The following is a 14,138-nucleotide window of genomic DNA, read 5'->3' on the forward strand; positions in this document are numbered from 1 at the left end:
TCAGCAGGCGCAGGAGACGCCCCCGCGCGGCGCGGCCAGGCCGTCCGCCGGGCGGCGTTCGATGCCGGTGGCCGTGCGGACGGGGAAGCCCTCGCGGACCCAGTACTCGTAGCCGCCGGTCATCTCCTTGACGCGGAAGCCGAGCCGGGCGAAGGCGCGGGCGGCGCGCACGGCGCCGTTGCAGCCGGGGCCCCAGCAGTAGGTCACGACGACGGCCCCCGCCGGGACGACGGCCGCGGCGCGGCGGGGCACGTCGGCGGTCGGCAGGTGGACGGCGCCCGGGACGTGGCCGAGGTCCCAGGCTTCCGCGCTGCGGGAGTCCACGACGACGAGTCCCGGCGCGCCCGCCTCCAGGTCGGCGTGGACGTCGCTCGCGTCGGTCTCGAAGGAGAGGCGGGCGGAGAAGTGCGCGAGGGCGGCCCCGGCCTCGGCCGCGGGGGTGCGCAGGACGGCCGGGGGCTGTGCGGTGTGCGTCATGACGGCGATCCTGCCGCGCGGCCGGGGGGACGGCGAGCGGCGTGGACGACACCGGTCGCTAAGATTCCGCCATGTCCCAGCCCGCCCCGGGGTCGTCGCGCCCCCTGACCGTGTCGGTGCTGGCCTACCCGGGGATGTCGGTCTTCGAGACGGGCATCGTCACCGAGGTGTTCGGCCTGCCGCGCCCGGAGTTCGGGACGCCGTGGTACGAGCTGGCCGTGTGCGCGGAGCGGCCGGGGCCGGTGCCCGTGATCGGCGGCGCGACGCTCTCGACGCCGCACGGCCTGGACGTCTTCGCCGCAGCGGGGACGCTGATCGTGCCGGGGGTGCGGGACGTGGAGGGCGAGGTGCCGCCCGAGGTGGTGGCCGCGCTGCGGGCGGCGCACCGGCGCGGCGCGCGCATCATGTCGATCTGCTCGGGCGCCTTCGCGCTGGCAGCCGCCGGTCTGCTCGACGGCCGCCGCGCGACGACGCACTGGCGGTACGCCGAGGCCCTGCGCCGGCGTCATCCGGCGGTGCGTGTGGACCCGGACGTGCTGTACATCGACGACGGGCAGGTGCTGACGAGCGCGGGCAGCGCGGCGGGGCTCGACCTGTGCCTGCACGTGGTGCGGCTCGACCACGGCGCGGCGCTCGCGGGCGCGGTGGCGCGGCGGCTCGTCGTCCAGCCTCATCGGGAGGGCGGGCAGGCGCAGTTCGTGGAGGCGCCGGTCGTGGCCGACCCGGAGGACGCGCGGGTGGCGCGCAGCATCGACTGGGCGCTCGCGCACCTGGCGGAGCCGGTCGGCGTCGCCGCCCTGGCGCGGCACGCGCATCTGTCGGAGCGCAGCTACCTGCGGCATTTCACGCGGGCGACCGGGACGACGCCGATCCGCTGGCTGACCGCGCAGCGGGTGCGGGCGAGTCTGGCCCTGCTGGAGACGTCCGACGCGCCGGTGGAGCGGATCGCCCGCGCGGTGGGCTTCCGGACGGCGGTGACCTACCGGCACCACTTCGGGCGGATCATGCGGACGTCGCCGACGGCGTACCGCCGGGCGTTCCGTGCCGCCGGTTCCTGACCGGGGTCGGCGCGGGCCGCTCGGGCGGCGGTGGCGTCACGCGCCGGTGGCGGGCGGCCAGTTCAGCAGGGCCATGTCGGCGACCTTCCTGAGTTCTTCGCGTGCGAGGCCGCCCGCGGCCTGGACGGCGATGCCGTTCGCGACGGTCGTGAGGTAGCGGGCGAGCAGGTCGGGGTCGGCGTCGGGGGGCAGGTCGCCCTCGTCCACGGCGCGCCTGAGCCGGTCGCGCAGGAGGGCGGTGTGCGCGTTGCGCCAGGTGGTGAGGGTGTCGCGGGCGTGGCCCCCCGTCCCTCCGGCGGCGAGGGAGCCCTGGACGCCGAAGCAGCCCGCCGGGGCGCCGGGGCGGGTGGTGGCCAGGACGGAGCCGTGCAGGTACGCGGTGGCCACCTGCCGGGCGGTCGGCTCGCGCAGGGCGCGGGCGCCGTACGAGGCGGGGCCCTCGGTGTAGCGCTCCAGGGCCTTGTGGAACAGCTCCTCCTTGTTGCCGAAGGCCGCGTACATGCTGGTGCGCGTGATGCCCATGGCGTGGGTCAGGTCGGTGAGGCTGGCGCCTTCGTAGCCCTGTTCCCAGAAGACCCGCATGGCGCGTTCGAGTGCCATGTCGGCGTCGAAACCCCTCGGCCGCCCGACCGGCGCCCGCTGCCCCATCTCCATACGGCGATCCTACTCCTTCTGTACCGATCGGTGCTGAAGATGCTACGGTCTTCTTCGGTACCGACCGGTGCCGAACTATGGGGAGGTCATGTCCGTGGGACAGTTCGAGGGCAGGACGGCCGTCGTCACCGGCGGCGGCACCGGGATCGGCCTGGCGACCGCCGTCCGGCTGGCGGCCGAGGGCGCGCACGTGTTCGTCACCGGGCGGCGGAAGGACGTGCTGGACGCGGCCGTGGGGACCATCGGGGCGGGGAGCGCGACGGCGGTGGCGGGGGACATCTCCGACCTGGCCGACCTCGACCGGCTGTACGACGCGGTCCGCGCCCGGGGGCGGGGCCTCGACGTGCTGTTCGCCAACGCCGCCACCGCGTCGTTCGCGACGCTGGAGGAGGTCACCGAGGAGCACTTCGACGAGACGTTCGGCGTCAACGTCAGGGCCACCGTGTTCACCGTGCAGAAGGCGCTGCCGCTGCTCAACGACGGCGCCTCGGTGATCCTCAACTCCTCGGTGCGCGCGGACGACGGCGTCGCGGCGTTCGGCGCGTACGCGGCCTCCAAGGCGGCGGTACGGTCCTTCGCCAGGACCTGGGCCAACGAGCTGAAGGGCCGCGGCATCCGGGTCAACGTGGTCTCGCCCGGCACCATCGACACGCCCGCGTTCGACGCCGCGGTCGAGGGGGACTCGCCCTTCACCAGGGAGCAGCTGACCGCGACCGTCCCGCTGGGGCGGATCGGGCGGCCCGAGGAGGTCGCCGACGCGGTGGCCTTCCTCGCCTCACGGCGGAGCGGCTTCGTCCTCGGCGCCAACCTGTACGTGGACGGTGGCGAGAACCAGTTCTGAACGTCGCACGCGACATCCACCGACCCGGCCCAGGGCCGAGACAGGAGAGAGGGCATCATGCCCGGTACCGATCTGCACGCGTTCTTCGGCAACTACATCGACGCGCTGAACACGCACGAGTTCCACCGCATGACCGAGTTCATCCACGACGAGCTGGTCATGAACGGCCGGGCGGTCACGCGGGACGAGGTCATCGCGGAACTGGAGGGGCACGGCGACGCGGTGCCCGACTTCACCTGGCGGGTCCAGGACCTCGCGGTCGAGGGCGATCGCGTGGCGGCCCGTCTGTTCAACAGGGGCACACCCGCGAAGGAATGGTTCGGTCTGGCCCCCACCGGCGCCACGGTCGAGTACGGCGAGTACGCGTTCCACAAGGTCCGTGACGGGCGGTTCTACGAGATGAACTACCTGATCGACGTCGAGGCGGTGCGCAGCCAGCTGGCCGCCTGACGACCGGGGCGGCCCCTCGTCGGCGCCCCCGGCACCGGACGCGTGCGGCTTCCCCTGTCGGTACGGGGGGCACGGGAAGCCGCACGCGGGTGTGCTCACCGGCGGGAGAGTTCTCCGTCCGGGGGTGCGGGCGCCTCACGGGGGACGTCGTGGTGCCGCAGGGCGGCGTGCGGGTCGTCGCCGAGGGGGCTGTGGTCGATGTGGACCGTCGCGGCGGTCAGCCGGGGCACGGCGTGGATCAGCGCGTGTTCGGCCCTGACCGCCACCTCGTGGGCGGCCACCACGGTCAGCCGGGGATCGACGACGACGTCGGCCTCCGCGCGCAGGGCGTGGCCGATCCACCGCATGCGGACCTGGCCGACGCCCCGTACGCCCTCCACGCCCCGCAGCGAGTCCTCCGCGGCCGTGACGAGCCGGGGATCGACGGAGTCCATCAGCCGCCGGTACACCTCGCGCGCCGCGTCCCCCAGGACGACGAGGATCGCCACGGTGATGAGCAGGCCGACGACCGGGTCGGCGTACCGCCAGCCCAGCGCGGCGCCGCCCGCGCCGAACAGGACGGCCAGGGACGTGAAGCCGTCGGTGCGGGCGTGCAGGCCGTCGGCGACCAGCGCGGCCGACCCGATGCGACGTCCGGTGCGGATGCGGTGGCGCGCCACCCACTCGTTGCCCACGAACCCGGTCAGGGCCGCGGCCGAGACGGCCCACAGGTGGGTGATGTCGCGGGGCTGGAGCAGCCGCTCGACCGCCGCCCAGGCGGCGAACACGGCCGAGGCGGCGATGGTGAGGACGATGAGGACGCCCGCCAGGTCCTCGGCCCTGCCGTAGCCGTAGGTGTAGCGGCGGTTCGCCGCCCGGCGGCCCAGGACGAAGGCGACGCCGAGCGGCACCGCGGTCAGCGCGTCCGCCGCGTTGTGGACCGTGTCGCCGAGCAGCGCGACCGATCCGGACAGGGCGACGACGACGGCCTGCACGACCGTCGTCAGCCCCAGCACGGCGAGGGAGACCCACAGGGCGCGCATGCCCTCGCGCGAGGTCTCCATCGCCTTATCGACTTTGTCGCCCGCCTGGTGGCTGTGCGGCCTCACGAGGTGCGCGAGCCGGTGCCTCCATGTGCCCGGTGGTGAGCCGGGGTGGTCGTGGTGCTCGTCGGGTGCGTGGTCGTGCCGTCGGGCCTCCATGACGGACAGGCTCACACAGGAAACCCGTTGCAGCCATGGCCGTCGTACCAGCCCTGACCAGGTGCGACGCGCTCGCAACTGCCTCCGGCGCGCCTCTCAGACGACGGCGAGCGCGTCGATCTCCACGAGCATCGCCTCGTGCGGCAGGCCGACGAAGACGGTGGTGCGGCTCGGCAGGACGCCGCCGGGGCAGTTCTCCTCGACGAACGCCCGGTAGACCTCGTTCATCAGGGGGAAGTCCTCGCGCTTGGTGAGGTAGACGCGGAACATCACGACGTCCTCGACGTCCGCGCCGCCCGCCAGCAGGACGGCCCTGACGTTCTCCAGCGTCCGGCGCGTCTGCGCGCGCACGTCGCCGGGGTACAGGTACGCGCCGGTCGCCGGGTCCTGCGGGCCCTGGCCCGAGACCTGGAGGACCGGCCCCTTGCGGACACCCTGGGAGAACCCGTGCGCGGGCGCGGGCGCCCCGTCGGCGCGGATCTGCTCCTTGTCGGCCATCGCCGTCCCTTCTCCGTCGCCGCCGGGGGGCTCACCCGGCCCGGCGGACGTCAACATCACGATCCGTCCTACCCTATGGGGCGACGAGAGGGCGGCGACATGACCGATCTCCTGATCAGGGGCGCGACCGTGATCGACGGCACGGGCGCGCCGCGGCACGTCGCCGACGTGACGGTCACCGGAGGCGTGATCGAGGACGTCGGCGGCCCGTTCCCGGCGGCGCGGCGGGTGATCGACGCGGCGGGGCTGGTGCTCTCCCCCGGCTTCATCGACATGCACGCGCACTCCGACCTCGCCCTGCTCACCTCCCCCGACCACCTCGCGAAGGTGAGCCAGGGCGTCACCTGCGAGGTCCTGGGGCAGGACGGGCTGTCGTACGCACCGGCCGACGACCGCACGCTGCCGCAGATCCGGCAGGCCGTCGCGGGGTGGAACGGCGACCCGCCGGGGCTTCGTTGGGACTGGCGCAGCGTCGCGGGCTACCTGGCGCGGCTCGACGCGGGCATCGCCGTCAACGCGTGCTACCTCGTCCCGCAGGGCTCGGTGCGGATGCTGGCGATGGGCTGGGACGACCGCCCGCCGAGCCTGGCCGAGCTGGACCGGCAGCGTGAGCTGGTCGCCACCGGGCTGCGCGAGGGGGCGGTCGGCATGTCGAGCGGGCTCACGTACGCGCCCGGCATGTACGCGTCCGACGCCGAACTGACCGAGCTGTGCCGGGTGGTGGCGGGCCTCGGGGGCTTCTACGCGCCGCACCACCGCTCGTACGGCGCGGGGGCGCTGGCGGCGTACGCGGAGATGACCGAGGTGGCCCGCGCGTCAGGCTGCGCGCTCCATCTCACGCACGCCACGCTCAACTTCGGCGTGAACAAGGGGCGCGCCCCCGAACTGCTCGCCCTGCTCGACGCGGCGATCGGCGACGGGCTCGACATCAGCCTCGACACGTACCCCTACCTGCCCGGCTCCACGACGCTGGCGGCGCTGCTGCCGAGCTGGGCGTCGGAGGGCGGCCCGGCCGCGACCCTGGCGCGGCTGCGCGACCCGGCGGCCCAGGCGCGGATACGGCGCGCGCTGGAGGTGGACGGCTCGGACGGCTGCCACGGGGTGCCGGTCGAGTGGGAGACCGTCCTGGTCTCGGGCTCGCGCGACCCGGCGGCCGTCGGCCGGACGGTGGCGCGGATCGCGGCGGACGCCGGGCGGGAGCCGTACGACGTCTGCCGGGAGCTGCTCCTCGGCGACGCACTGTCCACGACGATCCTCCAGCTCGTCGGGAACGAGGAGAACGTCCGGGCGATCATGCGGCATCCGGCGCACACCGGCGGGAGCGACGGGCTGCTCGCCGCCGACCGGCCGCACCCGCGGGCCTGGGGGACGTTCCCCCGGTACCTGGGCCACTACGTCCGCGAGGAGGGCGTGCTCGGCCTTGAGGAGTGCGTGGCGCGCCTGACGGGCCGTCCGGCGCGGCGGCTGCGGCTGGCGGGGCGCGGGCGGGTCACACCGGGGTACCACGCGGATCTCGTGCTGTTCGACCCCGGGCGGGTGCGGGACACGGCGACGTTCGAGGAGCCGCGGCAGGTGGCGGAGGGGATTCCGTACGTGCTGGTGGGGGGCGTGCCGGTCATCGACGAGGGGCGGCACACGGGCGCGCTGCCCGGCCGCGCGCTGCGGCGCGGGGCCGACGGCATGACGCGCTGAGCGTCGGCCGCGCTCACCGGTTCGGGTGATGTCGGGGCAGGTCGCGGTGGTGCGGGGGCGGGGCTGGGCAGGTCCCGGGGGCGTAACCGCCGCCGCTCCGGGAGGAATTGTCATGCGTGTCCTGTGCACGGCCATCGGATCGCCTTCGCACGGACGGGCCCTGCTCCCTGTGGCGCGGGCGCTCGCCGGGGCGGGCCATGACGTCACGGTGGCGACGACGGACGCGGTCGCGCCGGTCTTCGCGCAGGACGACGTGACGGTCTCGGTGTGCATGCCGCCCCTGGTGCTGCTCCCGCAGGAGGAGGGCGCGGGCGGCGGGCCGCCGGGGCGGGAGGAGGACGCGCACATCCCGATGATGATCGACGTCCTGGCCGGTACGTACGCGCCAGAGGGTTTGCGCGTCCTGTCGGCGGCGGCGCGCGAGGTGCGGCCCGACCTGCTGATCAGGGACGGGATGGACCTGGCGAGCTGTCTGCTCGCGGAGCGGCTCGGCGTCGCGCAGGTGCCCTTCCCCTCCGGGTTCGCGAACGTCGCCGACCCCGCGCGGATCGTGTGGGCGCTCGGCGGGGCGCGGGAGCGGCTGGGGCTCGCCCCGGACGACGACCCGGCCTCGCTGCATCCGCACGGACGGCTGGACTACCTGCCGCCCGACTACGCGTTCGCCGCCCACCCGGCGCCCGTGCTGGCGTACCGGCAGACCACCGCCGTCGCACGCGCGGCGGCGCTGCCCGGCTGGGTGGCGCGGCTGCCCGCCGACCGGCCGCTGGTCGTCGCCGCCTTCGGGACGGCGCTGCCCATGGTGCGCACGATGACGGAGGACGGGCGGATGCCCGAGGGGATGACGGACCCGGTCGCCGCGCTGGCGGCGGTCGTCGCGGCGCTGTCGCGGCTGCGCTGCGCGGCGGTCGTGGCGACGGGCGGCATCCCGCTCGTCGGCGTCGAGCCGGGGCGGCACGTCCACCTGACGGAGCGGATCGCGCAGCCGCTGCTGCTGGAGTGCGCCGACCTGTTCGTGCACCACGGCGGCTACAACGGCGTCCGCGAGGCGGTCAGGACCGGCACCCCGATGGCGGTGCTGCCCCACTTCGGCGACCAGTACCACAACGCACGGCGCGTCGAGGAGTTGGGGCTCGGCGTGCGTCCGGCCGACACGCGCCCCGCCGCGCTCGCCGCCACGCTGGAACGCCTCCTCGCCGACACGGAGACGGCGGCGCGCGTGCGGCGGGCGCAGCGGGCGGTGCTGGCGCTGCCCGACCTCGGCCGGGCCCCCGCCGACCTGGAGGCGCTGGCGGCCCGAGTCCGAGGGACGGCGGCCGTTCCCCCGCCCGCGGCCGCGCGGTTGTAGCGTGTGCGGATGCCGACGACGATCACCCATTACCTGGAGATGACGGCCCCCGGGGACCTCTCCCCCGCCCCGGCCGTGCCCGGCCTCGCCCTGCGCCTGATCGACGGCGCGCGGCCCGAGGCGCATGCCGCGCAGAAGGCGGTGGGGGCGCCGTACGGTTGGCGCGCCGTCTCGCTGACGGAGGCGGACTGGGCGGCCCAGTTGCGGGAGCATCCCTCGCGGCAGTACTGGCTGATCACCCACGACGGGGGGACGGCGGGGGTGGCGTTCCTCGAACCGGCGCCGGGCGGTGACGTGGAGATCGAGGCGTTCGGGCTGCTGCCCGCCTACGTGGGCCGGGGGCTGGGCGGTTACGCGCTGACGCTCGCGCTCCGGCAGGCGTGGGCGACGGAGCCGGTGGACGGCGTACCGGTGCGGCGGGTGTGGTTGCACACCTGCTCGAACGACCATCCCCGCGCCCTGGGCAACTACGAGAAGCGCGGGCTGCGGCGCTACCGCGTCGAGGAGAAGGCGGAGGACGTCGGCGCCCCGTGAGGCGGGACGGCGGCTTCGTCCTCGACCGCGGCATCGCGATCGCCGGGCGGCGAAAACCCGTGGTCGCGCCGGGAGTTGTCGGCCATGATCGGGTCCTGGCGACAATGTCGTGGCGTTCGACAGACGGGATTTTCCGGGCATGACCGACGATGCGGTACTCCAGGACGATCCGCACCGACGGGTGGTACGTGTCGGCGACACCGTCCGGCGGCCCGTGCATCCGTGGACTCCCGCGGTCCATGCCCTGCTCCGGTATCTGGACGACGTGGACTTCCCCTACTCGCCACGGGTGAGGGGGATCGACGACGAGGGACGCGAGGTGCTCACCTATCTGGACGGTGAGTCCGGGCCGCAGGGTTGGGCCAAGGTGGTCGATGACGCCGGCCTGGTCGCCTTCGCCCGCCTGCTGCGCCGGTATCACGACGCGGTGGCGGGCTTTCGCCTGCCCGAGGGCCTGCGCTGGTGCACCGGCGAGGGCGGGCCGGGCGAGGGGGAGGTGGTCTGTCACGGGGATTTCGGCCCGTGGAACATCGTCTGGCGGGGCGCGGCCCCCGTCGGGATCCTGGACTGGGACTACGCCCGGCCGTCGCGCCGCCTGCACGACGTCGCCTATGCCCTGGAGTACACCGCGCCGTTCCGGGACGACGCCGAGTGCCTGCGCTGGCTGCGGTACCCCGAGCCACCCGATCGGCGCCGTCGCCTGGAGCTGTTCGCCACGGCCTACGGGCTGACCTCCACCGCCGGGCTGGTCAACGCGGTCATCGACGTCCAGCAGGAGACGATCGAACAGGTCCGCGGGCTCGCCGAGCGGGGCAACCAGCCTCAGGTCCACTGGGTCGCCGAAGGCCACCTCGACGCCCTGGCCGAGCGCGTCGCCTGGAGCCGGGCCAACCGGCACCTGCTGGAGTAGGGCCCCGTCGCGCCCTCCGCGGCCGTTCGGAGGCGCGCGAGGCGGCCCGCCGCGGAGAAGGGCGCCGCCCCCTCCCGGTGGTGCGTGGGAGGGGGCGGCTGTGGGGGGTGGGGTGGTGGTCAGTCGGTCGCGGTGAAGTGGGCCGTGAGGTCCAGCGGTCCCTCCACCGTCAGCGTCAACGACGCGCCGCCGTCGAGCGGTTCGCCGTCGGCGGTCCAGTGGTCGAAGCGGTACCCCTCGGCGGCCTCGGCCCGCGCGGTCACCGTGCTGCCGCGCTCGTAGCGGCCCGGCTCGACCTGGTGGCCGCCCAGCGTCACGGTGCCCGCCTCGGCGGGCTCGGCGGCTGCGGCGACCGGGTCGCTGACCATGTTGATGGCCATCACGTTGACCAGGTTGACGGGCCCGCTGCTGGTGGCGCCGTTGTAGCGGGCCAGGTTGACCGCCGTGACGTCGGTGCCGTCCGCCGCGCTGACGACGACGCCGTCCGCGTTGAGGTTGTCGGTGCCGAGCTGGTAGGCGGTCGCCTCGCCCGCGGTGACCACCAGGCCGTTGCGGTAGCCGTAGCCGAAGACGTTGAGCGTGCGCAGGCCGCTCGCGCCGTCCACCGTCACCAGGTCGGACTGGGCGCGGGTGTACCGGTCGATGACCTGCGGGAAGATGCTCGACTCAAGGCCCCAGCCGGCCAGCGCGTAGCCGACGCGTGCCGTGGCGTTGCCGTTGGAGAGCACGCCCTCGATGCGGCCGTCCTCGGATGCGCCGACGCGGATGCCGCCGTTGAAGTAGGCACCGGCCAGCTTGCGGACGAGGAAGTCGTCGCTGTCGCCCATGTCCACGCCGCTCCAGGCGTTGGGCAGGCCGACGTTGACGACGTAGACGCCGTCCGCGTCGCCGCGGATCGCGTACGGGTAGGCGGCGACGCCCTCGGCCGGGGCGGCGCTGTTCTCCGGGTAGAAGACCCGCAGGCCGGTCACCCCGGCGCCGTTGCCGGAGAGGGTGATGAACGCCGTGGCCGTGGCGGCGTCCTCGGTGCCCCTGCCCTCACGGGCCATCAGCACCGTGCCGCCGCTCGACCCGAGCAGGTCGCGGTTGGGACCGGCGGACGCGCCGCGCAGTTCCACGCCCCTCGGCACATCGAGGTGGCCGTCCACCCGGTACCAGCCGGCCCGGAGGTAGACGATGCCGCCGCCCGCGCGCCCGGCGCGGTCGAGGGCGCGCTGGATGGCGCGGGTCGCGTCGCGCTCGGGCAGGACGCCGACGCCGTGCGGGGCGTCCACGTCGTAGAGCGTGGCGCGCCTGGCCTGCGGGGTCGGTGCGGGCTCGTAGCGCTCCGGCAGTTCGCCGGTGAGCTGGTGCACCGTGCCCTCGACGGCGCCGGTCAGCTCGACGTCCGTCAGCTTGACGTAGCCGGCCGCGTTGTTGTCCACGGCGGCGACGCTGCCCTCCAGCACGCTGTCGGCGAGCTGCATGCCCCAGCGGTTGTCGATGCCGTCCACCAGGAGGGCGGTGTCGGTCCTGCGGACCTCGGTCTCCAGGAACGAGCCGGTGAACTCGGCGCGCTGGCCGGGGACGACGTGGATGCCCGTGCGGTAGTCGGAGACGCGGACCCGGTGGAACTGGTCCCACTCCAGGTCGCCGAGGGTGAGGCCGGTGCCGTGCTCGCGCGTCCAGGCGTCCAGGGTGGCGCGGGCGGGCGGGTCGTAGGCGGCGGGCGCGTCGGCCCAGTAGGAGTTGTCGAGGACGATGTTCTCCCACGTGCCGACGTCGGCGCCGTTGTACGCCGTGGCGCCGTCGAACAGCACGGTGCCGCGGATGTTGCGGACCGTCGCCGACTCGTGGACCTGGCCGTTGGACGGCGCCTGGCCACGGTCGTTGGCCATGGTGCTCAGGCCGATGCCGCGGTAGGAGTTGAGCATGGTCACGTCCGTGACGGTGCTCATCATGTAGTTCTCGTCGCTGGCCCAGGCACGGCCGGGGATCTGGAACGTGTAGTTGTAGGGCACCGGGTCCTCGGCGTCCTGCTCCGGGTACCAGGTCGTCAGGCCCGAGACGCCCGCGCTGCCGCCGACGCGGAAGAGGACGGGGCCGTCCTCGCCCGCGGGCACGTCGGCGGTGATCACGGTGCCGTAGTCGCGGCCCCGGGTGTCGGGGTCACGGCGGTCGCCGCGCAGGGTGCAGAAGGCGAAGACCTCGACGGTGTCGGTGACGCGGTAGGTGCCCGCGGGGAGCCAGACGGTGCCGCCGCCCGCGTCGTAGCAGTCGAGGATCGCCTGCTGGATGGCGGCGGTCGAGTCGCGGCGGCCGGACGGGTCGGCGCCGTACCTGACGGCGTCGAAGTCCGCGACGATGTTGCCCTCGGAGGAGAAGCGCGTGTCCACGAGCCGCGGGCGCGGCGTGACGGTGCGCTCCTTGCGGACCTCGACCTCGGAGATGGTCTGCGTGTTGGCCGCCTCCATGTAGCCGGTCAGGGAGATCCGCACGTACCTGGCCTGCTCGGTGTCGAAGCGCAGGCGCACCTCGCGGTTGGGCTCGGTGCCGCCCGCGAGGCGTACGTCCTTGAAGCGCCGCCCGTCGGTGGAGACCTGCACCTCGAACTCGGTGGACAGCCGCGCCCCGAAGGTGACGCGCACGTCGTTGATCCGCTGCCTGCGGCCGAGGTCCACGGTCAGCCACTCGCCGTCACCTGCGGTACCGCTGACCCAGGAGGTGCCCGCGTCGCCGTCCACAGCGGCGGCGGCCCGGTCGCCGCTGCTGGCGGTGGCGGTGGCGCCGACGGCGAGGTTGGTGTTCACGGCGCGGGCCTCGAAGGTCACCAGTTCCTCGCGCAGCGCGGCCAGGGCCTCCTTCGCCTGGTCGCCGGTGAGGTCGTCCTGCCCGGCGATCTCGGCGGCGGCCTCGATCGCGGCGGCCAACTGCGCCTTGGCGCCTGCCGGGAACTGCCCGTCGCGCTCGCCCTCGCGGGCGGCGTCGTGGATGCGCTCGGCGGTGCCGATCAGCCGGTCGAGCCCCGCGGCGGGCTCCAGCGCGGCGGCCAGCGCGGTGACGCGGATCGCGCCCACGCTCACGTCGCCGCCCTCGGCGGCGAAGCGGAAGTCGGCGCCGTTGGCGCGGTTGGTGAGGATCGCGTCGTCCAGCGCGAACGTGTGGGTGCGCCACTCGCCCGAGCCCGTGAGCTGGACCACCGGGGTGGGCCAGAACCGGTCGATGAGTTCCTCGCCCGGGGAGTCGTAGTGCAGGAGGAAGCCGCCGGTGCCCTCGTCGAGGTAGTCGATGCTGACCAGCACGGGGCCCGTGTGGTCGTAGGCGTAGGTGTCGTCCACGCTGGCGTAGACGAAGCCGGTGCCCCCGGCCTGGTCGGTGCGCCAGTAGCCGCGGCCCTCGTGCTCGCCGGTGATCAGCGCGTCGGGGTTGTCGCCCGCGCGGACGGACAGGGCCCGGGTGTCGAGCGAGGCGCCGAGGTCGGCGGAGGCGCCGACGGCGCTCACGCGCAGCGCGGCCACCGTGACGTCGGCGGCCTGGCCGTCCTGCTCACCGCTGAGGACGAGGCCGTCCGCCCCGTCGGCGGGGGCCTCGATGGCGGTGGTGCGCCACGTGTCGGAGCCGGTCAGGGCGATCCGCTGGACGGTCCCGCCCGCGGTCAGCAGGAGGTCGCCCTCGCCCGCGTCGCGGTAGGTGACGCTGGCGCCCAGGATGCTGTCGCCCGGCAGGTCGGTCAGCCAGTCCTGGTCGAAGGCGAACGTCAGCTCACCGGTACCGGCGGCGACGTCGGTGCCCCAGAATCCCCGGCCGTCCAGCTCTCCGGTGCGCAGCCCCGCCGGGTCCTGGCCCGCGGAGGCGTCGATGCCCAGGGTCTCGGGCTCGGGGCCGAGGTCGGCGCCGAGGCCCTGCGGGTACATCAGTTGGCCGACCGGCGGCTGCGCGGCGTGGGCGGCGGGCAGCGCGGGGACCATCACGAGGGAGAGCAGGAGCAGCAGGATCGTGACGGCCCGCGCTCTGGGCGGCCCGGTGGTGGGTGTGGGCGGGGAATGCACGGTCTACCTCCCGGTAGGAACGGGGCGGGCTCAGGCGGAGAGTGCGTGAGGCGCGAGGGCGGGACGTGTCGGGCCGGTACGGCTGGTGGCGTGGTCCCGGCGGGACGGCCCGGGGGTGCCCGGCTGGTGGGGGCAGCGCGGTGCGGGGCGCGCCGGAGGGGGGCGGACGGGCGTGACGGTGACGGCCGTCCGCCGACCGTGCGGGGCCAGGGCGCGCCGGTCGTCCCCGGGCGGCAGCGGCTGGTCACGTGCGGTCATGCGATCCCCTTCGAAGCGCTGTGACGGGGGTCATGTAAATCCAATGGATGGACTAAGTCAATCCTCCCGGACCGAGGAATCTTCGCGAACTCCGGTCAGCGCAGCCCAAATCGGGCGCACCCGACCATCCGAAGGAGACTTACTGCGCACCACCACCCCTCCGAAATGGCACACTAATTCCTTTACAGTCGGGGCGACGGTGTTGGATGTGC

General features: G+C 74.4%; 13 protein-coding genes. 7 read left to right on the plus strand and 6 right to left on the minus strand.

Going from position 1 to position 14,138, the window contains the following annotated elements; translation table 11 throughout:
- Window positions 1–477, minus strand: coding sequence for a rhodanese-like domain-containing protein (locus tag IF27_RS29105; RefSeq protein WP_052852868.1), 477 nt, complete (start codon window positions 475–477; stop codon window positions 1–3).
- 71 nt (window positions 478–548) lie between these two features.
- Here IF27_RS29105 and ftrA point away from each other — a divergent pair, with 71 nt between their 5' ends.
- Window positions 549–1,535 carry a transcriptional regulator FtrA gene (gene ftrA, locus IF27_RS29110; RefSeq protein WP_052852869.1) on the plus strand — a complete coding sequence of 329 codons (987 nt, stop codon included), beginning with the start codon at window positions 549–551 and terminating at the stop codon, window positions 1,533–1,535.
- A gap of 36 nt (window positions 1,536–1,571) precedes the next feature.
- On the opposite strand, the gene IF27_RS29115 is transcribed toward ftrA, so the two are convergent.
- The gene (locus IF27_RS29115; RefSeq protein WP_052852870.1) at window positions 1,572–2,189 is read right to left on the minus strand and encodes a TetR/AcrR family transcriptional regulator; all 618 of its coding nucleotides are present in this window, start codon (window positions 2,187–2,189) and stop codon (window positions 1,572–1,574) included.
- Window positions 2,190–2,283: 94 nt separating this feature from the next.
- Between IF27_RS29115 and IF27_RS29120 the strand changes: the two genes are divergently transcribed.
- Complete coding sequence (locus tag IF27_RS29120) at window positions 2,284–3,030, plus strand: SDR family oxidoreductase (RefSeq protein ID WP_052852894.1); 747 nt, start codon at window positions 2,284–2,286, stop codon at window positions 3,028–3,030.
- A 57-nt stretch (window positions 3,031–3,087) separates the two neighbouring features.
- Window positions 3,088–3,480: an ester cyclase gene (locus IF27_RS29125; protein ID WP_052852871.1), complete on the plus strand. Its 393-nt coding sequence runs from the start codon at window positions 3,088–3,090 to the stop codon at window positions 3,478–3,480.
- Window positions 3,481–3,575: 95 nt separating this feature from the next.
- Here IF27_RS29125 and IF27_RS29130 read toward each other — a convergent pair whose 3' ends face one another.
- Window positions 3,576–4,661, minus strand: a complete 1,086-nt coding sequence (locus tag IF27_RS29130) for a cation diffusion facilitator family transporter (RefSeq protein WP_052852895.1) — start codon at window positions 4,659–4,661, stop codon at window positions 3,576–3,578.
- A gap of 96 nt (window positions 4,662–4,757) precedes the next feature.
- Window positions 4,758–5,159, minus strand: coding sequence for a RidA family protein (locus tag IF27_RS29135; RefSeq protein ID WP_052852872.1), 402 nt, complete (start codon window positions 5,157–5,159; stop codon window positions 4,758–4,760).
- A 99-nt stretch (window positions 5,160–5,258) separates the two neighbouring features.
- On the opposite strand from IF27_RS29135, the gene IF27_RS29140 reads away from it, so the two are divergent.
- The 4 genes from IF27_RS29140 (at window position 5,259) to IF27_RS29155 (ending at window position 9,640) form a co-directional block, all read left to right on the plus strand.
- Window positions 5,259–6,851 carry an N-acyl-D-amino-acid deacylase family protein gene (locus IF27_RS29140; protein WP_052852873.1) on the plus strand — a complete coding sequence of 531 codons (1,593 nt, stop codon included), beginning with the start codon at window positions 5,259–5,261 and terminating at the stop codon, window positions 6,849–6,851.
- A 112-nt stretch (window positions 6,852–6,963) separates the two neighbouring features.
- On the plus strand, window positions 6,964–8,196 hold the full coding sequence (locus IF27_RS29145; protein WP_052852874.1) for a glycosyltransferase: 1,233 nt from the start codon (window positions 6,964–6,966) through the stop codon (window positions 8,194–8,196).
- Between the two features lie 9 nt (window positions 8,197–8,205).
- Complete coding sequence (locus IF27_RS29150; RefSeq protein ID WP_052852875.1) at window positions 8,206–8,730, plus strand: GNAT family N-acetyltransferase; 525 nt, start codon at window positions 8,206–8,208, stop codon at window positions 8,728–8,730.
- Between the two features lie 139 nt (window positions 8,731–8,869).
- The gene (locus IF27_RS29155; protein ID WP_052852876.1) at window positions 8,870–9,640 is read left to right on the plus strand and encodes an aminoglycoside phosphotransferase family protein; all 771 of its coding nucleotides are present in this window, start codon (window positions 8,870–8,872) and stop codon (window positions 9,638–9,640) included.
- 119 nt (window positions 9,641–9,759) lie between these two features.
- Here the strand turns inward: IF27_RS29155 and IF27_RS29160 are convergent, their stop codons facing one another.
- Window positions 9,760–13,668, minus strand: coding sequence for a discoidin domain-containing protein (locus IF27_RS29160; protein ID WP_223291255.1), 3,909 nt, complete (start codon window positions 13,666–13,668; stop codon window positions 9,760–9,762).
- A 30-nt stretch (window positions 13,669–13,698) separates the two neighbouring features.
- Window positions 13,699–13,926 (minus strand): hypothetical protein, encoded by a 228-nt coding sequence (locus tag IF27_RS31315; protein ID WP_190233141.1) that lies wholly within the window; start codon window positions 13,924–13,926, stop codon window positions 13,699–13,701.
- Between the last annotated feature and the right edge of the window lie 212 nt (window positions 13,927–14,138).

This window comes from Streptomyces avicenniae (assembly GCF_000719135.1).
Classification (GTDB): domain Bacteria; phylum Actinomycetota; class Actinomycetes; order Streptomycetales; family Streptomycetaceae; genus Streptomyces; species Streptomyces avicenniae.

What these genes read in the sequence shown, in the direction of transcription:
- IF27_RS29105 (WP_052852868.1), bottom strand. Translation starts at nt 477, where the DNA reads ATGACGCACACCGCACAGCCCCCGGCCGTCCTGCGCACCCCCGCGGCC.
- ftrA (WP_052852869.1), top strand. Translation starts at nt 549, where the DNA reads ATGTCCCAGCCCGCCCCGGGGTCGTCGCGCCCCCTGACCGTGTCGGTG.
- IF27_RS29115 (WP_052852870.1), bottom strand. Translation starts at nt 2,189, where the DNA reads ATGGAGATGGGGCAGCGGGCGCCGGTCGGGCGGCCGAGGGGTTTCGAC.
- IF27_RS29125 (WP_052852871.1), top strand. Translation starts at nt 3,088, where the DNA reads ATGCCCGGTACCGATCTGCACGCGTTCTTCGGCAACTACATCGACGCG.
- IF27_RS29130 (WP_052852895.1), bottom strand. Translation starts at nt 4,661, where the DNA reads ATGGAGGCCCGACGGCACGACCACGCACCCGACGAGCACCACGACCAC.
- IF27_RS29135 (WP_052852872.1), bottom strand. Translation starts at nt 5,159, where the DNA reads ATGGCCGACAAGGAGCAGATCCGCGCCGACGGGGCGCCCGCGCCCGCG.
- IF27_RS29140 (WP_052852873.1), top strand. Translation starts at nt 5,259, where the DNA reads ATGACCGATCTCCTGATCAGGGGCGCGACCGTGATCGACGGCACGGGC.
- IF27_RS29145 (WP_052852874.1), top strand. Translation starts at nt 6,964, where the DNA reads ATGCGTGTCCTGTGCACGGCCATCGGATCGCCTTCGCACGGACGGGCC.
- IF27_RS29150 (WP_052852875.1), top strand. Translation starts at nt 8,206, where the DNA reads ATGCCGACGACGATCACCCATTACCTGGAGATGACGGCCCCCGGGGAC.
- IF27_RS29155 (WP_052852876.1), top strand. Translation starts at nt 8,870, where the DNA reads ATGACCGACGATGCGGTACTCCAGGACGATCCGCACCGACGGGTGGTA.
- IF27_RS31315 (WP_190233141.1), bottom strand. Translation starts at nt 13,926, where the DNA reads ATGACCGCACGTGACCAGCCGCTGCCGCCCGGGGACGACCGGCGCGCC.